Raw genomic sequence first — 20370 nt, forward strand, 5'->3', positions numbered from 1 at the left:
CTCTTGACGACACCCCTTCACAACGCCAACCACCTGGAAAAAGCCCGTGAAAACGCTGAAGTCCAGTATTCATGCGGCTTGCAGCCACAACACCCTTTCACGACACCTCTTGACGACACCCCTTCACAACGCCAACCACCTGGAAAAAGCCCGTGAAAACGCTGAAGTCCAGTATTCATGCGGCTTGCAGCCACAACACCCTTTCACGACACCCCTTCCAGCAAATCGGTAAGTTCTCTATGGGAGGTGAAGCGTCAGACTCCCATAAGCAATAGATGGGAGGTGAGCCCTTTTTTACGATGTGTCGCGAAGCGGATGTCAGGGCCACCCAAAAGCGCCTGATCAGAGATTTGGGTTTTCCGAGATCGAGGGGAGACTGTGCTCACCTACATTGAGGAGCACTACCATGGATCTGCTCGCCACCATTGCCAACCTGATGACCTCAATCGTCCAGCCGACAAAACCGGTGTACACCACAGTGGTATATCCCACCCAGGGGAAAGCAGTCGTGCTGCATGACGGTCTCAACATCCGCAGTGAGCGCACGTGGTACCAGTATCCCGACTCGCTGGCCGGTGAAGAAGAGATGTCGACCTACCCACTCGATCTTCATATCGACGATAACGCGGCCTGGGTCGAGCCCGTCATGCAGACTCAGGCTGACAATTGCAGCCTGCAGAGCAGCTTCATGGATCTGATGGATTATGCTTGGGTAAACCCGGCCAACGGGCTGCCGATGATGGATGTCTGCGTCGATGTCATGGGCAATGCTTACGGCATGAACTCGATGAGCGACAGTCTGTGGTTCGATCACGGTGGCGCGTTCGCAGACTGAATAAGCGCCCGCCAGTTGCCGGCGCTAGAACGTTGAACCAGCATGCAAAATTGCTGTGCGTTTCTGTACAGTGAACGAGTCTCTTAGACTCTGATGCCCATCAGCACGGGAGAAGAACATGGACCGGTTTGAGCTACTAATCTATTCAGTGTTCGGCGTGCTCTGCGCCTTGGGGGTAACAGCCGCGATTGGTTACAGGATCGCCGCTTACCTGGACAAGCAGCACGACAACAGCAAACACAGCGGAACACGCCCGAACTCGACTGCCGATTAATTGGATCAAGTGAGCGATCATGTCACGTTCAAGCACGTGCCAAGTCAAGGAGGATGACATCGTGAGCAAAGTTGAATGCCAGTGCTGTAGGAAGAGGATGGTTCCGAAGGTGATCACCAGCGCGCCGATCTACATAAGCGGAGTTCCCCTAGGCGGTGGTGATCCCGAGTCATCTGTATGCCCCTTCTGTCTGTCGCCGAAATGGATGCTCACCGAGCGCCAGACTCTGGCCGCTGGCAGGGCCAATGCAGAGTTCTACGGCATTATGGTTCTTGCCCTAGTAAACATCGTTGCCTTCGTCCGCCTCGGAGAGCTGGGGGGCGGGATAGTTCTTGCTGTAACCGTCGCAGCCTTCTTCCTACGCAGCAGAATTATCAGCGCGCTACAGCAGCGTTTGAGGCACTAAACCGGCTCGCCTCGTCTCCCCTTCAAACCACGTTGCTGTCGGTAATCTGATCGCGAACTTTAAGCACCGTCGTGGTACTGCAGCCTGCATGGCGAGCAGTTGCGCGAATACCCAGACCAGCGCCCAGCAGTTCACCGATGCGCTGATGTAGGTTCTTGTCAGCCGGCCGACCTTTGTAAGCGCCGGAAGCTTTTGCCCGATGAATTCCCTGGGCCTGACGCTCACGGCGCTGCTCGTAGTCCTTGCGCGCGATAGCCGCCATCATCTCGATCATCATGCCGTTGATCGCGGCCTGCATTCGGCCAGTGAATTCGTCACCAGCCGTGTCTCTCATGCTCTGGTGGCTGGTCGGAAGATCCAGGGCGACAATGCGCAGCCCCTTAGAATCAATCGCAGCCTTGAGTGCCTGCCAATCAGCCACCGGCAATCGTGAAAGCCGGTCGATACTTTCCAGCAGCAATACGTCCCCCTTATAGGCATCCGCTATCAGTCTCAACAGCTCTGCTCGGTCAGTTCTGGCCCCACTGGCGTTCTCGATGTAATGCGCAGCGATGGCCCTGCTATGGTCGGCAGCGAACTGCTGTAGAGCGTCACGGGCACGATTGGCGTCTTGCTCAGCAGTGGACGCACGAAGGTAGGCGCGGACAAACATGAGATTTCCTTTCGTGTATCAGTTTGGGTGGTGTTTTTATGGCGTATCAGTTAGACCGTTACTTAAAAATTCGAATACTAGGGAAACCTTGAAATCGGACGTATTAGCTAAGGCATACCCAAAAAAATCGTCGCAGACTAGCGAAAGCCAGCGACGAAAGACCAGCAGGATTATTTTCCTACGAAGTAGAGTGCTCGGCCTTGGTTGAAGATGGCAGCAGGGATTGAATCTTTCCTAAGTCGCTGACCAGGATGGTAGATGTAGATCCATTCGGGTAGGTACTTCGATGCCTGTAGCATGGCTTCCGAAGTCGTCATGTCGTTCTTGTAGGCATCAAGCGTGAACTGGTTGTGCCGGATAAATATCGGCCCGTAGCTGCGAGGCGACGCCAAGAAGCTTGGTGACGCAGCGGGTGTATCCGCGAATGGGGTAGGACGTTCCGCAAAGATATCTGATGGCGTTGCGTACGAGCGCGAATGACCATCAGGGTATCGGCCGGTCTGCATACCCAGCTTTGACAAACCACCTGAAAAACTCTTTCTACGGGCCTCCTCCACCTTCTGCAGGGCCAGAGCCGATGCCTCCTCTGGTGAGCCGGCCTGATCGGAAGGCACCCAGGCAACAACCTGAGTTGCCCGAGCCGGATCACTTGATCCACCCAGTAGCATCAAACCCAAGCCAACACCTGCGGCTGCACCACCGCTCATGCCTGAAGGTGGTGACACATATCCAATCGCACTTAATCCAGCGTCCCCTAGCCCTGCCACTGAGCTGTTGGCGGGGCTCACTCTATCAACTCCCCCTACCATCTCGATTGGAACGTCACGCTGCCCGGAAATCCCCATGGCAGTCAGAACATGCATCGCATCCGACCATTTTTCTTTCGGCACATCCTTTGGCTCAGGAAGCTGAAAAGACTTCGGCGATTGAGTGGCACAGCACCCAACCAGGAAAGCTACTGCCGCAGCCAGCACGCTGACTCGAATCACTGTTGATGTACTACCCATGGCGCTACTCCCTGTTGTGATCACCACAGCTTATGGCGGCTTGCAGAAAACCCAACGGCATCCCCTGCGACAGGGCCAGCTTGGGATTTCCAAGACCTGGCATAGCGTGTCATGCAACGTCATGCACACGGAGCACCACCATGGAATTTCGTGACCTTGGGAACGGAAGAGTTTTCCCACCAGTAGCACCGAATGGCCGGATTTACGCCGTACCTGTCACCCAAGAAAGCCAGGTAGAAATTTTCTGCCTGACACCTGAAGGAGTCATTGGAAGCGGAATCAAGGCCAATTGGGCTGAGATCACAGGTTTCTACTACGACCACGAGTCCTGGGAAATCATCCTGCGCAATTACCCCGGGAGGGGAATGCGTTTCCGTCGGGGTGTGCCCTGCGTAATCGTCGAAGACGGTTGCGAAGCCCTCAAAACAAACATCCAAGGATTTGCAATTCCAATTTGCGTAATGAACCGCATCGCATACGAGCAGAAAAAACTACAGCAGACCTGAGGTGGCCCTTGAGTTTTACAGGGTTACCGGACTCACACCACGTTGCGGGGAGCCCGTCGCCCTGGCAGGGAATTTTCCGTCTTTTGATTTCCGTCGCTTTTGTTGCGTGAAAGCGAAACACACGCTGGACAGCCGCCCGTAGGCTATCCGTGTAGCTGAAATGGACTTGGGAAATGACCAAAAACAAAGTCAACCACTGCCGGCACAAGCAGGAAATCACCGAAAAATCGGAAGACAACGCTTTTCCAGCTCGCCGGAGTCAACGAGCAGTTGCGCCTCCCTGCGCACGATCGCAAACCCTGATCAGTCAGGAGTAACGACACATGCGCTACGTGACCGTCAGGAAATTCGCCAGCGAGTCTGGCTACACCGAGGACGCGATCCGCTCCAAGATCCGCGATGGCATCTGGCGGCTCGGTGAGATTTGGCTAAAAGCGCCGGACGGCCGGACGCTTATCGATATGGAAGGATACGAGACATGGGTAGAGGCGGGAGCGGGGTCAGGGCAGTCTCAGACTCGAGTATCGAGATCACGTTCATGTACCGGGGTGTTAGGTGTCGCGAGCGCGTCTCACTCAAGCCCACCGCCACTAACCTGAAAAAGGCCCAGCAACACAAGGCGGCGATCGAGCATGCCATCGTCCAGGGGACGTTCGACTATTCCGTCACGTTCCCGGGCTCCCCCCGGGCTGCCAAGTTCGCCCCGGAAACCAGCCAGGAAACGGTTGGTGGCTACTTGACCAGGTGGCTGGATGCGAAGAAGAAGCACATCTCCAGCAGCACTTTCGAAGGCTATCGAAAAATCGTGGAGTTGCGGCTCGTTCCTGCCCTGGGCCACCACCTTGTCCTAGAGCTCAAGCGGAAGACGATCAAAGACTGGCTGGACAAGCTGCAGGTCGGCAACAAGACCCTGAGCAATATCCAGAGTTGCCTGCGATCAGCTCTCAACGACGCGGTCGACGAGGAGCTGCTCGACACCAACCCGCTGGTCGGCTGGACATACGCCCGGAAGGAAGCGCCGCCGAAGGATGACGACGTGGACCCATTCACACCCGAAGAGCAGCAGGCGATTCTTGCGGCCCTCAGCGGCCAGGCCAAGAACATTGTGCAGTTTGCGCTGTGGACAGGTCTCCGGACAAGCGAGCTTGTCGCCCTGGATTGGGGAGATGTGGACTGGGTGCGGGGGCAAGTGATGATCAGCCGGGCAATGACCCAGGCTGCAGGTGGTGAGGCGGAGGTGACCAAGACGACGGCCGGTAGACGGTCAGTGAAGCTGCTGCGCCCTGCCCTCGAAGCGTTGAAAGCGCAGAAAGAGCATACCTTCCTGGCCGATAAGGAGGTCTTTCAGAACCCGCGCACGCTGGAACGATGGGCCGGAGATCAACCGATCAGGAAGACGATGTGGCACCCGGCAATGAAGAGGGCCGGTGTACGGTACCGTCGCCCGTACCAGACCAGGCACACTTATGCATCCATGATGCTGTCGGCGGGCGAGCACCCAATGTGGGTGGCTAAGCAAATGGGGCACAGCGATTGGACTATGATAGCAAGGGTATATGGCAGATGGATGCCAGCTGCGGATGAGACTGCAGGAAATCGCGCTGAAGCCGTTTTCGACTTCGAGCAAGTAGGCAATCAAAAATCGCTTACTGATCAAATAGATACCGCAGAACAAAACTAATGCTTTGACGCCCCTCATGCGGCCGATAGAAAATGCGCGCCAAGTCACAATGCCACCATCGGATACCGCTTTATGCCAACAAATGGATTTGATTTTCTCGAGCCCCTGCCTGATAGCTGCCCGCCTGCGAACGTGACGGTGCCAAGCGAACCTACGCTATGGAGACTCCTGAGGGCGCCAAACCACACGGCGAGCGATTTCGACTCACAGCGTAAACGCTCATCTACCCATAAGTACCCGGACGAATGCTCAGCCAGATCAGTTTCGCTAATGACCTCGCTGGCCGCATGTCGAGCAGCCGTGAAAAGCCCTCGAATGGTTAAGATGAAGTTCACTCATGCTGTGGAGGTTCCGTTTAGTAAGGACTATGGCGTCTGGCACAAAGACCAACCTACGCATGTGAATTGGTGGCCATACAAATCAGTTGACCCGACAGCGATCGTGGGAAAAGTCGAGGCTCTCAATGGCTAAGCTAACAGTTGAAAAAATTCTGCTTAGCTACGATGTTCCCTTGATCGCGCTCGCCAAAGCGAACAACGGAGATAAATATTTAGGCGTTAACTATGACGACGGCGAAACCGCATTCAAATTTTATTTCTCTAGAATAAAAACTGAACACCTAAAACAACTGTATGCTGAAAAAATTGATGTGCACTATGCCGTGACCAAGCTACATAAAGGAAAGTATCAGCTTGGAGAAGTTTGGGGTACTGTCGGAGAAGAATTCAAAACGAAAAGCGCAGAAGAGCTACCAGCCGATGCTCTACCAGAGCCGGGAATGTTTATTCCTGGCCATGCTGAAGAAAGCTTAAACAGCGATTTCAAAGTGGTAGATATAGACGGTCGCTGGGAAATCAGCGACTTGAGACGCTTTTCCGATTTGGTACAGGATTGCTATTCTTTCGGATTTGCTCTTCTCGGCGCAACTGGCCAAGCGGCCACAAAAAAAATAAATGCACTTTTTCACAAGCATCCGTGGAGAGGTGGCTTTAGCTCTGTAAACTTCTTTAAAGAACTGTATAGAAACATCCCAAACCAAGATAGGGCTGCAATACGTAAAATCGATTACGCGTCACCAGGGGAAATAAGGTTTTACATGAACGGGGATGTCGCAGACTCCATCCGCGAACTAGTGAACGAGATCAATGACAAAGATAGCCCGGCTCGCGAGGCTTACAAAAAAGCATATGGGCACCTTCAAAACCTAGGCTGGCTCAGCAAGTCAGATACAGATATCAAGCTATCGGATCAAGATATCATTGATCTTGTTGAATTACTGGACGATACGTGTGAGGCGTTCGGATTAGACGACTGCGCTGCGCATATTCTGGAGCTGGCGAGCATGGACCCACTGTCAGCCATAAAAATTGTTCTAGCGTACTACAGACGACTTCAAGGTTTAGCGGACTACGTGGCGACAGGAAAGGCCCAAGACATTTTCCACGACGCATAAAAATGACAGCTTTATGCCAGCTTCCAGGCTGTAGGCAAGCAAAATCAAGGGTCAGACGCGGGTTCAAATCCCCCCGGTTCCACCAAACACTGAAAAGACGCCCACGGGCGTCTTTTTTTATGTCTGACATCCAGGCATGCCATGCGCCAAATCCTCGACCAGTGCCTTGGCCATTCCCACCAGAAAATGAGCAGCCCAGCTCGAAGCCCCATCCTGCTCGATACTGGCGTGCAGCGTCAGCTGTTGCGCACAGCCCAACAGCAGCGTCGCCTGCTCCAGCACAAACGGCGCAGCGTGCCCCGGCTCAACCCGAAACAACCGCCCAGCCCCTGCCCCGCCCTCACCAAACGAGCCCACACCTAACGTCTTCAGCCCGCAAACACAGCCCATGCCCGACTCATCCTTCATTCCAACCTCCTTGGCTGCCCACCATTAGCCATCACCCCAGCCCTTCAGCGGGACCAACCGCCTCCCACATGTTGAGAATCTGTGCAGTTCCGGTGGGAGCGGGCTTGTCCCGCGATTCGATGGCCCAGACAGACCGCTATCGCGGGACAAGCCCGCTCCCACCGAGCCTGTTCACCGCAACATCAATGCAGCAACTGCACCCTACTCAACGCCACATCCACCAAAGCCCGGGCATTGTCGATTTCATGCATCGCCGCCATGGTCAGCACCTGGCCGGGTGGACTGGTATGCAGCAGGACAGTTTGCTGAGCCACGGTCAGGGCGCAGACCAGATGTTCGATAACCTGGACGAGGATGTCTTCGAGGGAGTGGTTGGGGTGGATGGGTGGGTCGGGGACGATTTTCAACATAGCAATCTCCTTTGCTTTAGGGAGCTGCCACACACCTGCTGTCAAACAAAGGGTGGCAGCTATACGTGGGTTGACAGACCGAGAAAGCAAAGGAAACCCGGCGCACACGAAGGTGCCCCACGTACAGCCGCCATAAAGCGAGCACATGCGGATTTGCTTTGAATTCGGTCCGTCAAAACCGGTCGCTGAATTGGCAACGACTCGGGGAGACTAGAGCGGCAAAGGAACCATCGCAATGGCTTGAGGGCTGCGGGAGTATGAATCGGAAATGGACTACAGGGTATCGGTAAATTCTGAAGGAACCGGCCTTAAACGCTCGCTGGATTCACACGCGCAGACTATTTCACGAAGGCTCGCATGATGTACTTCGGTTGCATCAGGTTGGCTTAGAGCACTCTGAGGTGCGCTCTTTGATCGGCTCCAGAAAACCGCTCAAGCCAAATGCTATGAGGGGTACCAGCGTAGGTAGAAGCAGCGTGTTATGGAACGCGCCAAACAAAACACTGAAGCGGTACAGTTTGTTGCTGAAAATACCCAAAGTGGACCGCTCCATGTCCGGCCCAAGAATGGCTGCAGTGATCACAAAGCCCGCCCCGAACAAGAAAAGCAGCCCAAGGTAGTTTTTTCTGTAGTTGGCCATTCTGAGGAAACCAACTGCACTTACACGCAGCGAAAACCGGCAGAACAGGAAAAGCCAAACCAGCATGATTGCCAGAAGCGCGAGGTCTTTTTCGTAAATCCAGGCGGTTTTCTTCAAGAAGTCCAACTGCCCGTGCGCAACGAAATAGTCGTGCGCCCGTGCGATAACCGGCAGCCATTGGCGCAGATCACTGCTGAGAGCGATGTCGGTGTAGAAAATGCCTAGGCTGGTCAGCCACGCTATCACCAGATAGCTGGCCCAGCCGTATATCAGTGCTTTTACTGACATTTCTGCATCCTTGCGTCTGTTGTGTTTCTCGAGCGCTCGCTTACAGCACAAGCCACCTTGAGGGCGGCATATTAAACCTCAGCAATCATGCGTATACGTCTCGCTTTTAACTTTGAACATTCTGGACGGCGCGCAAACGGCGGTTCAAATCCCCCCGCCCCACCAAACTCGCAATACAGAAAAGGCACTGAGCGAAACGCACCAGCGCCTTTTTCAATGCTGCAACTCTGGTGCAACTCTAAGTTGAGGTCGCCAGACCAAACGCCAAATCCTCGACCAGTGCCTTGGCCATGCCCACCAAATAGTGCGCAGCCCAGCTCGATGCCCCATCCTGCTCGATGCTGGCGTGCAGCGTCAGTTGTTGCGCACAGCCCATCAGCAGCGTCGCCTGCTCCAGTGCAAACGCCGCTGAGTGGCCTGGTTCAACTCGGAACAAACGCCCAGCCTCTGCCCCACCCTCGCCATCACCAAATGTGCCAATACCTAGTGTTTTGAGCCCGCATACACAGCCCATGCGTACATCATCTTTCATCCGAACCTCCATAGCGGCCCACCATTGGCGATCACGTCAGCCCTCAGGTGGGAAATGCCTTCCAGCGCGACGTCAGCTTCGCAGGTGAACCCGCCCACAGGCTGAGGATTTGTAGGAGCGGGCTTGCCCCGCGATTGTGATCTGCCTGCGCCATCGTATCGCGGGGCAAGCCCGCTCCCACCGGGTGGATTTGCCGCAGGGTCAATGCAGCAGTTGAACCTTGCTCAACGCTACATCCACCAAAGCACGGGCATTGTCGATTTCATGCATGGCCGCCATGGTCAGCACCTGACCGGGTGGGCTGGCATGCAGCAGGACGGTTTGCTGGGCCACAGTCAGGGCGCAGATCAGGTGCTCGGTGACTTGGACGAGGATGTCTTCGAGGGAATGGTTGGGATGGATCGGTGGGTCAGGAACGATTTTTAACATAGCGAACTCCTTGCTGGTGGAGCCGCCACAGCCCTGCTGTCAAACAGAAAGGTGGCAGCTATACGCGGGTTGACAGACCGAGAGCAAGGGAACCCGGCGCACACGAATGTGCCCCACGTACAGCCGCCATAACGCGTGCCGATGCGGTACTTGCTGAGTCGGTCTGTCAAAACCGGTCGTTGGATTGGCAACGACTTGGTGAGACTAGATAGCTAGCGAGAGCACCGCAATGGCTTGGAAGCGACAGGAGTATGAATCGGAAATGGACTACAGAGTATCGGTAAATTCTGATGCCCCATGCCTTGAACGCTCACTGGGTTAGCAGTCAGTCGTAGAACGCAACAGAAATGGGCGACCTGTATCAGCCAATCGATGACGTCTTCTGAAATCGGTCACAATTTAGATAGACATGAAATTTCCTACGCTTTAACGTCCATTTCTCCTACTGGCATTTTGCAGCTATACGAAATGGATGCGCAGAAAAACCTACGTGCTGAACGGGCTAATTGCGAAAACGAAAACCAACCGAATCGCTTGGCGAGGAGCACCGCAGTGAATCAGTCGCCTGCCCAGCTATTCGCTTCGCTTAAGCGCGCCAATGTGCTGGGCGCGTTGAAACAATTAGCGCAAAGCACCTCAAGCCGCTTCGCCAGCGCGACCAAGTTCGAACTCGTCTACCAGAGTCAGCGATACGCACCCAAGGAAGTGGCAGCCCTGGCACTTGAACACCTTTTTCACAAAGCCTTTGACCCCAAAGACTTGAAAGGCGAGGAAGGCTCGGTTTGCTTCAATGCACTCAGCCGCTTGGGTTTCACCATCATTCCCAAACAAACGGTGGCCCCACCTCTTTTGTTGTGCAATATCATCAAGAGAATCTTGGAACTTCAAACCCAGCACTCTTCGCAAAACACTCCGCTGATGCAAGAGCGCGGAGAACTAGTTCGCAAACACTTCAAAGAGCGCATTTACGATGCGTTCAATCAGATTGAACCGATTTTTTCCCAGCATGGATTTGATTGCGCGGTTGAAGGCAGTGATGGAATTGGCCGCAAATCCTATTCACCTTGGGTCAGGATCTTTACCCCCAGCCTATCTCCCTCAGCCACCGAAGGCTGGTACGTGGTCATTCACTTTTCCAGCTTGGGCGATTGCTTCTACGTAACACTTGGGTGCGGCTCCACCGAAGGGGTAGACCTAAAGCACTTGCCAAGCGAAGAACTCGATAGGCGAAAAGCCTGGGCCAGAGATCGCCTCAACGTTAAAGGCCTCAGTACATCGAAATTCCAGGACCCGATAGCACTTCATGGCAACAAACTTTCTAAGCAATTTGAAAGGGCAACACTTTGTGCGAAGAAATACTTACCCGAGAGTTTTGACGAGAACGAATTTTGGCAAGACATCACTGAGCTCTGCACGCTGTTAACCTGCATCTACGACAGCGTGCTCCAAGGTAAAAGTCCGGACGACAGCCAGTCAGCTTTGGCCCAAGCAAGCGCCGAAATTGAAAACGTAGTAAGCCCAACCCAAAAGGCCCAAGGGCAAGGCCGACTACGAGATCCAGATGAACGTAGAGTGGTAGAGCTCCAAGCCATGGCACTGGCCAAAGCTGAACTGGAGGCCATTGGCTTCAGCGCTATCCGTGACACTTCAGCTAACCACTCCTACGACTTCGAAGCCTACAAAAGCGGCTCCAAATGGCTAATCGAGGTAAAAGGAACGACTAGTTCCAACGCCGAAGCGTTTTTACTGACCGCCAACGAGTTGGAGCTACACAGAAGCAATACCGGAAAAACTGGATTAGCCATCGTCTATGACATTGAGCTGGATAGAAGCGGCACCTTCCCGATTGCGAGTAAGGGCTTGGTGAAACTGTTTTTACCTTGGGATCCGGAAGAATGGGAGTTCTCCCCGTCTGCTTACATTGCTAGAAAGAAGATGGCGTAAAAGTCCAGACAGCCAGTTTTTTAAGGGATTATAGAAAAAGGCACTGCGCGAACCTCGCCAGTGCCTTTCTTGTACCTGTCCGTCTTACCAAAGCGGCAAGGTATAGCTGAGGATCAACCGATTCTCATCAATATCACTAGTAAAGCTCGTCCGATAAGTCGCATTCCGCCACTTAATCCCCACATTCTGCAGCGGCCCGCTCTGAATCACATAGCCAATATCCGTGTTCCGCTCCCACTCTTTCCCATCCCCCGGCGCAGCCCCCAGATTGACGTTATCCCCTTTCACATACCGGGTCATGAAGGTCAGCCCAGGAATCCCCACTCCAGCAAAGTTGAAGTCGTACCGCGCCTGCCAAGAGCGTTCATCCTGGTTGGCGAAGTCGTTGATCTGCAGCAGGTTCACCAGGTACGGGTCAGCACCGTTGACGTTGGCAAAACCGGTGTCCCCGCTCATTTTCTGGTAGGTAACGCCAAACGCGTGGGCACCGATCGAGTAGGTGAACATGGCACCGAGCATGCGGTTGTCGACGTTGCTGTTGCCGTCATCGTCGGCGCTGGACCAACGCAAGTCAGTCTTCAACGACTGCCCTTCAGTCACCGGCAAGGTGTGGGTCAAGGTCAGGAAGTGTTGTTTGTACAGGCTGTCCAGGTTGGAGTAGTGGTAGCCGGTGGTCAGCGCGTTGGTCCATTTGTAGTCGGCGCCGATGAAGTCGAACTGGTCGGTGGTGGGGTTGGCGCCGGTGATGATGTTGCGGCGCGGGCCCTTCATCAGGGTCATGTCTTCGCGGTTTGACGAGTTACGCTGGCTGACTTGGGTCAGGCGGCCGCCGTTGAAGGTCAGGTTGTCGATTTCCATCGAGCTCAACTGGCCGCCTTGGAACGTTTGCGGCAGCAGGCGTGATTCGTTGGGTACGATTACCGGCAATTTGGGCATCAGGGTGCCCACTTTCAACGTGGTTTTGGAGACGCGCAGTTTGCCGGTCAGGCCCAGTTCGCTGTAGTCGTCTGGCGCACGTTTTGATTGTGGGCCTTGGGGCAGCAGGCCGGTGACCCCGGCGCGGTCTGGGCTGGAGTCGAGTTTGATGCCCAATTGGCCAAGGGCGTCGATACCTACGCCCACCGGGCCGTCGGTGTAGCCCGATTCGAGGCGCAGGATGAAGCCTTGTGCCCACTCTTCGCCTTTGCTTTGTGGGGCACCAGCCTGACGAAAGTCGCGGTTCATGTAGAAGTTGCGCATTTCCACGCTGGCTTTGCTGTCTTCCACAAATGCGGCGGAGGCCGGCATGCAAACGCCGATGGCTCCGGCGATTCCAGTTAGTTGGAAAATACGAGTAGAACGTTTGACGTGCATAAGGCTCTCTTTTTTATTGTTGTTGTGCAGCTCGCCCGCGCAATCCACGCGGGCTCCAAACAGCGATGGCAGCGAATCAGGTGTTAGAAGTTGCGGCGGCTGAGTTTGAGCACCCAACCGACAATGCCGACCCGGAACAGCAACACGCAGAGAACGAAGATCACCCCGAGGATCACGTGTACCCATTCGCCCAGCGGGCCGTTGGACAGGTAGCTTTGCAGGGTCACCACCACGCCAGCGCCCACCAGTGGGCCCAGTACGGTGCCGACGCCGCCCAGTAGGGTCATGAGGATCACTTCGCCCGACATGTGCCAGTGCGCGTCGGTCAACGACGCCAGTTGGAACACCACGGTTTTGGTTGAGCCAGCAAGGCCGGTGAGTGCTGCCGAGATCACGAACGCCAGCAGTTTGTGGGCATCGACGTTGTAGCCGAGCGAAACCGCCCGCGGTTCATTTTCGCGGATCGCTTTGAGCACCTGGCCATAGGGCGAGTGGATGGTGCGCTGGATCACCGCGTAACCGAACACGAACACTGCCAGTACGAAGTAGTACATGGTCAGGTTGTTGCTCAGGTCGAACACGCCGAACAGTTCACCGCGCGGTACGCCGTGCAGGCCATTCTCGCCGCCGGTGAACGGCGCCTGTACGTAGATGAAGAACACCAGTTGGGCCAACGCCAGGGTGATCATCGCGAAGTAGATGCCCTGCCGACGAATCGCCAACAGCCCGAATACCAGGCCGAGCACAGCCGATGTCAGGGTGCCGGCGAGTATCCCCCACTCGGTGCCCAGACCGCTGTAGTGGCTGAGCAGAAAGCCGGTGACGTAGCCGCCGGTAGCCAGAAACGCCGCATGCCCGAACGACAGCAAACCGGCGTAACCCAGCAGCAAGTTGAAGGCGCAGGCGAACAGGGCAAAGCACAGTAGCTTCATCAGGAACACGGGGTAGATCGCCATCGGCGCCACCAGGGCGACGGCAAACAGCGCGAGGTAACCCCAGCGTTTGCGGCGGGTGGCAGCCTGGTGCCGCTCCAGTACCACTTGCGGTTGCAGTTGCGCCGTTGCCGGTTTGATTTGCAGGCTGGTCATTGCTTATGCCTCCTTTCCGAATAGCCCGGCCGGCCGTACCAGCAGCACCAGCACCATGACCAGGAACACCACTGTGTTGGATGCTTCTGGGTAGAACACTTTGGTCAGGCCTTCGATCAGGCCCATAGCCAACCCGGTGACGATGGCGCCCATGATCGAACCCATGCCGCCAATCACCACCACGGCAAACACCACGATCAGCAGGTTGGCGCCCATGGTTGGCGTCACGGAGTAGATAGGCGCAGCCAGTACGCCAGCGAAGGCGGCCAGTGCGGCGCCGTAGCCGTAGGTCAGGGTGATCAGCAGGGGCACGTTGATGCCGAAGGCCTGCATCAGTTTCGGGTTCTCGGTACCGGCGCGCAGGTAGGAACCGAGGCGTGTGCGTTCGATCATGAACCAGGTCACCAGGCACACTGCCAATGCCGCGACGATGACCCAGGCGCGGTAGGTTGGCAGGAACATGAAGCCCAGGTTGTAGCCGCCTTTGAGTTGCTCGGGCATCGGGTAAGAAGAACCGGACACGCCGAACAGTTTGACGAACGAACCTTCAAGGATCAGCGCCAGGCCGAAGGTCAGCAGCAGGCCGTAGAGGTGGTCTTCACCAGCGATACGGCGCAGCAGCAAGCGTTCAATCAACACGCCGACCACGCCTACCACTAGCGGCGCCAGCACCAGCGCAACCCAGTAGTTGACGCCCAGGTAGTTGAGCGCCAGCACTGCTGTGAATGCGCCCAGCATGTACTGCGCACCGTGAGCAAAGTTGATGATGCGCAGCAGGCCGAAAATGATCGCCAGGCCCAAGCTGAGCAAGGCGTAGAAGGCACCGTTGATCAGGCCCAGAAGCAGCTGCCCCGACAGTACGCTCAGGGGAATACCGAATATCAAAGTCATGATTTACCACCCGCAGAAAGTCCGTGACGCCCGGCTGCAAGCAGCCGGGCAAGTACCTCAGTCACGCATCGCTCAGTTCTTGCTGAGCAACGTGCACTTGCTTTCCGATACCGGGCGGTAGGCTTCATCACCGGGGATGGTGCGCACGATCTTGTACAGGTCCCACTCGCCTTTGGACTCGGCTGGGGTTTTGACCTGGGCCAGGTACATGTCATGCACCATGCGGCCATCGGCGCGGATTTTGCCGTTCTTGGCGAACATGTCATTCACGGGTGTGGCCATCATTTGCGTGCGTACGGTCTGCGCCTCGTCGCTGCCGGTGGCCTTGATGGCGTTGAGGTAATTCATGGTCGCCGAGTAGATACCGGCAGGTACCATGCCCGGCATTTTGCCGAAGCGTTTCTGGTAGCGCTGAGCCCAGGCGCGGCTTTCGTCGTTCATGTCCCAGTACCAGCCGGTGGTCAGCATCAGGTTCTGGGTGACGTCCAGGCCCATGGCGTGAATGTCGTTGAGAAACACCACCATACCGGCCAGTTTCTGCCCGGACTGGGCCACACCGAACTGGCTGGCGGTCATCAGCGAGTTGACGGTGTCGGAGCCGGCGTTGGCGAAGGCGATTACGTCGGCGCCAGAGCCTTGGGCCTGGAGAATGTAGGAGGAGAAATCGCTGCTTGGGAACGGGTGCCGTGCCTTGCCGACCACTTGGCCGCCATCGGCTTCGACCACTTTGGTGATGTCCGCTTCCATGGCGTGGCCGAAGGCGTAGTCGGCGGTGAGGATGAACCACTTTTTGCCGCCACCGGCCAATACCGATTTAGCGGTGCCGTTGGCCAGCGCGTAGGAGTCGTAGGTCCAATGGATGTGGTTAGGCGAGCAGTATTCGTTGGTCAGGCTCGACGCTGCTGCACCGGAAATCAGTGCCAGCTTGCCGGACTGTTCGACCACCTTACTGGCCGCCAGTACCACTGACGAGGCCACCATCCCGGTGACCATGTCGACGTTGCGCTCATCGACCCACTGCCGCACGGTGTTGGCGCCCACGTCCGGCTTGTTCAGGTCGTCGGCACTGAACACCACGATTTTTTTGCCGTTGACCTGCCCCCCAAAATCTTCAACGGCCATGTTCAACGCTTCCAGGCCGCCCGGGCCGGAAAGATCACGGTAGGTGCCCGACATATCGGCCAGGTAGCCGATGCGGATTTCGTCGTCACTGATCTGTGCCTGGGCAGCGCCAGCGATCAGGCTCGATACCAGGATGGCGCTTGCTGTTTGCTTGAAAAACGTCATGTCATTCACCCACTGTCCGAAGTTATTTTTATTGTTCAAGGCAAAGCGGCCCCGGATCGTCGGGCTTTGGGGCCACGACGACCTGCATAACGCGAGGGGTAAAGCGGGGTTCAGACGCCCAGGCAGCGGTGTAGAAGATCCTGCTTGGCGTCCAGCTCAGCGGCGCTGAATTGCTCCACGATCTGACCGTGCTCCATCAAGTAATGACGGTCAGCCAACGGTGCGGCGAATCGGAAATTCTGTTCCACCAGGACGATGGTCAGGCCCTTGTTTTTGAGCTTGATCAACACCTGCGCGAGCTTCTGCACAATCACCGGGGCCAGGCCTTCGGTGATCTCGTCGAGCAGCAACAGGTTGGCGCCGCTGCGCAGAATCCGCGCCATGGCCAGCATCTGTTGTTCGCCACCCGACAGGCGCGTGCCTTGGCTGAACCGGCGCTCGTAGAGGTTGGGGAACATCTCGTAGATTTCATCGAGGTTCATTCCGTCACTGCGCACCGTGGGTGGCAGCAGCAGGTTTTCCTCGACATTGAGGCTGGCAAAAATGCCCCGCTCTTCGGGGCAAAAACCGACGCCCAAGCGTGGAATCAAATGGGCAGGCAGGCCGATGGTTTCGGTGCCGTTGACCACAATGGAGCCAGTGCGGCGGCCCACCATGTTCATGATCGCCCGTAAGGTGGTGGAGCGACCGGAGCCGTTACGCCCCAGCAAGGTCACCAGTTCGCCCCGCCGTACTTGCAGGTCGATACCGTGCAGGATGTGCGACTCACCGTAGAAAGCATGCAGGTCGGAAATGCGTAGTTGTTCAAATTCGGGGGTGTGCAGGCCACTCATGCGCACACCTCTTCAGCCGCTACCGCTTCACTACCCAGGTAGGCTTCGCGCACCTGCGGGTTGGCAGAGACGCTGGCGTAGTCACCTTCCGCCAGAATCGCCCCGCGGGCCAGCACGGTGATGCGATCGGAGAGTTCACTGACCACACTCAGGTTGTGCTCGACCATCAACACCGTGCGCCCGACGGCGGCACGGCGTACCAGTTCAATGACCATGTTCACGTCCTCGTGCCCCATGCCCTGGGTGGGCTCGTCGAGCAGCAGGACGTTAGGGTCCAGTGCCAGGGTGGTGGCCAATTCCAGCGCGCGTTTGCGGCCGTAGGGCAATTCGATGGTCTGGGTGTGGGCGTAATCCAGCAGGCCGACTTCGTCGAGCATCTGCATAGCACGCTCGTTGAGTACATCGAGGCTGCTTTCGGGTTTCCAGAAGTGGTACGAGTTGCCCTGCTTGCGTTGCAGCGCCACGCGCACGTTTTCCACCACGCTCATGTGGCCGAACACCGCTGAAATCTGAAACGAACGCACCAGGCCCAAGCGTGCCACTTGGTTGGGCTTGAGTGGGGTGATCGGTTTGCCCTGGTAGAGGATTTCGCCACGGGTGGGCGGAAGAAATTTGGTGAGTAGATTGAAAACCGTCGTTTTACCGGCCCCGTTAGGACCGATCAATGCGTGGATGTGTCCCTTCTGCACACGCAGATCGACCGAGTCTACGGCGGTAAAACCGCGAAACTCCTTAGTCAAGCCGCGTGTTTCCAACACAAACTCTGGTGACATGTGGAGCCCTCTAACCTTGATTGTTTTTATTGGTTATGGCGCTGCTGACACACTTACTTTGCTGATGACGTTTACGTAAACGTGACGAAATATACAAAAGTCCGATTCGGACTACAGAGCCAACTTGTAACAAAGTATTTCAAGATTGAAACAAATGATGGCAAAGCGCTCAAGCACAGGTATTTGCGGCTTTTTAGGTCGCTAAAAAACCTTCAACAGCCTGTGCCGAATCGGTCATTTCCCAGCATTTACAAGCGATCCGGAGGCATCCCCTTTGATCGCCTGGACGAACAGCGCAAGCAGCCCGGACTGACTGCCAATGCCGAGTTTTTCATACAGATTTTTACGATGAACCTTCACCGTTGCCGGGCTGATCCGTAGCTTCTGCGCAATCGACAGGCTGGAATGCCCCTGCAGCAGCAACCTGACCACTTCACGCTCTCGGTCTGTCAACAAGCCTCGGCCAAAGTTGGCAAACGCTTCTTGCACCCGATGGTCATGATCATCGACGGACCTGACAGCCTCCTTTCGGCTCGCCTCCCAGGCTGCTCGCACCGCAGCATTGACGACCGGCACAGCGCTTTCCAGTTGCCGGACTTCATCGTCATGAAACTTCATGCGGCCCCTTCTGCGCATCAGTGAAAGCACGGCGTGGGTATCAGGGCTCAAGTTCATGAAAAAGCCCACTTCCTCACTCAACCCCAGGTGGTGATAGTAGGTCTGGAAGTACTCGCTCTTATAGAACTGGTCGGGCGCCAGCTGACGCATGCTGTACACCCCTTCAGCTTGAGACGGCTGGCTGGCCAGATAGAAGGGATCGAGCAGGTATGGGCCGGTTTGATATTCATCGATGAAGATGCAGCGCTGCTCTGCACTGAAGGTATTGAACAGTGACAGCGGGCGATAACTGCCCTCATAGACAAAAAGCACGAAGTGATCGACAACACTCAAGCGCCTCAGCCAGGCGGAAAGCGCCTGCAACTGCGGGCTTCCAGCGGGTTTGTTCAACACTTCGACGACGCTGTTGGTCCAATCAGTCAGGTGCATCATCGCAATGCCTCAAAGAATCCGGTCAAACCTGGAAGGTAGGAACGTGGCGTTCTGAGGCTGACTTCACAACGCCACGTGCTCACTGGGTGCAAACCTTACTTGAGGTACCAACCCCAAGCCTGATCACTGTCGTAACGGGTGATCTGCTTGGTTTCCAGGTAGTTGCTCAAGCCCCACTCGCCCAGCTCGCGACCAATACCGCTCTGCTTATAGCCGCCCCACGGCGCTTCGGTAAAGGTTGGCTGCGAACAGTTGATCCAGACGATCCCCGCCCGCAGCTTGCGGGCCACTCGCTCCGCGCGTTCAAGGTCTTTTGACATCACGGCAGCAGCCAGGCCGAAGCGCGAATCGTTGGCCGCACGAATGGCTTCGACTTCCTCTTCAAACGGGCAGATACACGCCACCGGGCCAAAGATTTCTTCTTTCCAGACCCAACTGTCTTGTGGCACATCGGCGAAGATCGTTGGCTGCACATAGAAGCCGCTGTCGAAGCCATCCGGGCGCGAGCCGCCGTACACCAGCCTGGCGCCCTCCTCCTGGCCACGGGCAATAGCGGCCAGCACCTTGTCGTACTGGCCCTTGCTCACCAGCGGCCCTAGCAGCACCCCTTGCTCGAAGCCATTGCCGATCTTTACCTTCTCGACCTCTTGCTTCAACCGCTCAAGCAGTGGTGCATACAGGTCACGCTGAACCAGCACACGGGAAGTGGCAGAACAGACCTGACCCTGATTCCAGAAGATACCGAACATGATCCACTCGACAGCCGCCTCGATGTCGCTGTCTGCGAAGATGATGAAAGGTGACTTCCCGCCCAGCTCCAGGCTGATGTTTTTAATGTCGCGTGCAGCTGCCTGCATGATCCGGCTGCCGGTCGGCACGCTGCCGGTGAACGCCACCTTGTCGATACCCGGATGCTCGGCCAGGGCTGCGCCAGCCTCGTGCCCCAAGCCTGGAAGCACGTTCAATACACCGGCTGGGAGCCCGGCGCTATCGGCGATACGCGCAAGCTCGATGGCTGTCAGCGGGGTCAGCTCTGAGGGTTTAAGCACCATGCAGCAACCCGCCGCCAACGCCGGAGCGACTTTCCAGGCCGCCATCAGCATAGGGAAGTTCCACGGGATGATCGCAGCGGCCACACCCACCGGCTCTTTGCGCACTACCGAGCTGAATCGCTCATCGGCCAGTGCCACAGGTTGCTCCACGTGGCTGTCCAGGTCTTCGGCAAGGTCGGCATAAAAATCGAAACAGCCTGCGGTATCGGCAATATCCCAAAGCGCCTCGGGTAGCGGCTTACCGTTGTCACGCACCTCCAGCTCGGCCAACACCTGCTGACGATCACGGATGCCTTGGGCAATCCGCCGTAGCACGGCAGCACGTTGCGAACCGCTCATGTGCGGCCAAGGCCCCTCATCGAAAGCCTGGCGAGCGGCTTGCACGGCGAGGTCGACATCGGCGGCGGTCGCGGCGGCAACCTGAGTGATCAGTTCTTCGCTGCTGGGATCAAACGATTCAAACGAACCGCCTGCAGACGGGGCCAGCCACTGGCCATTGATGTAAAGCTGGGTATAGGCATTCATGCTTGAGCTCCAACAAAGCGGCGCGGTTGGCGCTGACGCGCCAACCCAACCCA

Annotated in this window: 22 protein-coding genes; 7 read left to right on the top strand and 15 right to left on the bottom strand. The window is 56.3% G+C overall.

The window, feature by feature from the left end; all coding sequences use genetic code 11:
• The first annotated feature begins 406 nt into the window (after positions 1-406).
• The 3 genes from E1573_RS02315 (at position 407) to E1573_RS02320 (ending at position 1515) form a co-directional block, all read left to right on the top strand.
• A complete protein-coding gene (locus tag E1573_RS02315) occupies positions 407-835 on the top strand; it encodes a hypothetical protein (RefSeq protein WP_133210276.1) in 429 nt (142 codons plus the stop codon).
• Between the two features lie 118 nt (positions 836-953).
• Entirely contained in the window at positions 954-1109 is a 156-nt protein-coding gene (locus E1573_RS26685; RefSeq protein WP_165957284.1) for a hypothetical protein, read from the top strand.
• Between the two features lie 61 nt (positions 1110-1170).
• Entirely contained in the window at positions 1171-1515 is a 345-nt protein-coding gene (locus tag E1573_RS02320; RefSeq protein WP_133210278.1) for a hypothetical protein, read from the top strand.
• A 22-nt stretch (positions 1516-1537) separates the two neighbouring features.
• Here E1573_RS02320 and E1573_RS02325 read toward each other — a convergent pair whose 3' ends face one another.
• Both E1573_RS02325 and E1573_RS02330 read right to left on the bottom strand, forming a co-directional pair.
• Complete coding sequence (locus E1573_RS02325; RefSeq protein WP_133210280.1) at positions 1538-2167, bottom strand: recombinase family protein; 630 nt, start codon at positions 2165-2167, stop codon at positions 1538-1540.
• Positions 2168-2337: 170 nt separating this feature from the next.
• Complete coding sequence (locus E1573_RS02330; protein WP_133210282.1) at positions 2338-3174, bottom strand: hypothetical protein; 837 nt, start codon at positions 3172-3174, stop codon at positions 2338-2340.
• A gap of 140 nt (positions 3175-3314) precedes the next feature.
• Here E1573_RS02330 and E1573_RS02335 point away from each other — a divergent pair, with 140 nt between their 5' ends.
• The 3 genes from E1573_RS02335 to E1573_RS02350 all read left to right on the top strand — a co-directional run bounded on the left by E1573_RS02335 (position 3315) and on the right by E1573_RS02350 (position 6814).
• Positions 3315-3680: a hypothetical protein gene (locus E1573_RS02335; RefSeq protein ID WP_133210284.1), complete on the top strand. Its 366-nt coding sequence runs from the start codon at positions 3315-3317 to the stop codon at positions 3678-3680.
• A 478-nt stretch (positions 3681-4158) separates the two neighbouring features.
• A complete protein-coding gene (locus tag E1573_RS02345; RefSeq protein WP_133210286.1) occupies positions 4159-5361 on the top strand; it encodes a site-specific integrase in 1203 nt (400 codons plus the stop codon).
• 463 nt (positions 5362-5824) lie between these two features.
• Positions 5825-6814, top strand: coding sequence for a hypothetical protein (locus E1573_RS02350; RefSeq protein WP_133210288.1), 990 nt, complete (start codon positions 5825-5827; stop codon positions 6812-6814).
• A gap of 117 nt (positions 6815-6931) precedes the next feature.
• Here the strand turns inward: E1573_RS02350 and E1573_RS02355 are convergent, their stop codons facing one another.
• From E1573_RS02355 to E1573_RS02375, 5 genes are all read right to left on the bottom strand, one after another.
• Positions 6932-7222 (bottom strand): DUF3077 domain-containing protein, encoded by a 291-nt coding sequence (locus tag E1573_RS02355; protein WP_133210290.1) that lies wholly within the window; start codon positions 7220-7222, stop codon positions 6932-6934.
• Positions 7223-7404: 182 nt separating this feature from the next.
• Complete coding sequence (locus tag E1573_RS02360) at positions 7405-7632, bottom strand: hypothetical protein (RefSeq protein WP_133210292.1); 228 nt, start codon at positions 7630-7632, stop codon at positions 7405-7407.
• 376 nt (positions 7633-8008) lie between these two features.
• Positions 8009-8560 carry a hypothetical protein gene (locus tag E1573_RS02365; protein ID WP_133210294.1) on the bottom strand — a complete coding sequence of 184 codons (552 nt, stop codon included), beginning with the start codon at positions 8558-8560 and terminating at the stop codon, positions 8009-8011.
• 238 nt (positions 8561-8798) lie between these two features.
• Entirely contained in the window at positions 8799-9092 is a 294-nt protein-coding gene (locus tag E1573_RS02370) for a DUF3077 domain-containing protein (RefSeq protein ID WP_256659464.1), read from the bottom strand.
• Positions 9093-9293: 201 nt separating this feature from the next.
• A complete protein-coding gene (locus E1573_RS02375) occupies positions 9294-9521 on the bottom strand; it encodes a hypothetical protein (protein ID WP_133210296.1) in 228 nt (75 codons plus the stop codon).
• Positions 9522-9893: 372 nt separating this feature from the next.
• On the opposite strand from E1573_RS02375, the gene E1573_RS02380 reads away from it, so the two are divergent.
• Positions 9894-11465 (top strand): MrcB family domain-containing protein, encoded by a 1572-nt coding sequence (locus E1573_RS02380; protein ID WP_133210298.1) that lies wholly within the window; start codon positions 9894-9896, stop codon positions 11463-11465.
• A gap of 84 nt (positions 11466-11549) precedes the next feature.
• Here the strand turns inward: E1573_RS02380 and E1573_RS02385 are convergent, their stop codons facing one another.
• The 8 genes from E1573_RS02385 to E1573_RS02420 all read right to left on the bottom strand — a co-directional run bounded on the left by E1573_RS02385 (position 11550) and on the right by E1573_RS02420 (position 20317).
• On the bottom strand, positions 11550-12752 hold the full coding sequence (locus E1573_RS02385) for an OprD family porin (RefSeq protein ID WP_256659465.1): 1203 nt from the start codon (positions 12750-12752) through the stop codon (positions 11550-11552).
• Positions 12753-12901: 149 nt separating this feature from the next.
• Complete coding sequence (locus E1573_RS02390; protein ID WP_133210302.1) at positions 12902-13906, bottom strand: branched-chain amino acid ABC transporter permease; 1005 nt, start codon at positions 13904-13906, stop codon at positions 12902-12904.
• A gap of 3 nt (positions 13907-13909) precedes the next feature.
• A complete protein-coding gene (locus E1573_RS02395) occupies positions 13910-14797 on the bottom strand; it encodes a branched-chain amino acid ABC transporter permease (protein WP_133210304.1) in 888 nt (295 codons plus the stop codon).
• A 72-nt stretch (positions 14798-14869) separates the two neighbouring features.
• Entirely contained in the window at positions 14870-16084 is a 1215-nt protein-coding gene (locus E1573_RS02400; protein ID WP_133210306.1) for an ABC transporter substrate-binding protein, read from the bottom strand.
• A 110-nt stretch (positions 16085-16194) separates the two neighbouring features.
• On the bottom strand, positions 16195-16917 hold the full coding sequence (locus E1573_RS02405; RefSeq protein WP_133210308.1) for an ABC transporter ATP-binding protein: 723 nt from the start codon (positions 16915-16917) through the stop codon (positions 16195-16197).
• A complete protein-coding gene (locus E1573_RS02410; protein ID WP_133210310.1) occupies positions 16914-17690 on the bottom strand; it encodes an ABC transporter ATP-binding protein in 777 nt (258 codons plus the stop codon). The genes E1573_RS02405 and E1573_RS02410 overlap by 4 nt, the downstream gene beginning before the upstream one ends.
• A 234-nt stretch (positions 17691-17924) precedes the next feature.
• Positions 17925-18740 (bottom strand): LuxR C-terminal-related transcriptional regulator, encoded by an 816-nt coding sequence (locus E1573_RS02415; RefSeq protein WP_133210312.1) that lies wholly within the window; start codon positions 18738-18740, stop codon positions 17925-17927.
• A gap of 95 nt (positions 18741-18835) precedes the next feature.
• Positions 18836-20317 (bottom strand): aldehyde dehydrogenase family protein, encoded by a 1482-nt coding sequence (locus tag E1573_RS02420; RefSeq protein WP_133210314.1) that lies wholly within the window; start codon positions 20315-20317, stop codon positions 18836-18838.
• Positions 20318-20370 lie beyond the last annotated feature (53 nt).

The sequence above is a fragment of the Pseudomonas sp. H9 genome, from assembly GCF_004353925.1.
Lineage (GTDB): Bacteria > Pseudomonadota > Gammaproteobacteria > Pseudomonadales > Pseudomonadaceae > Aquipseudomonas.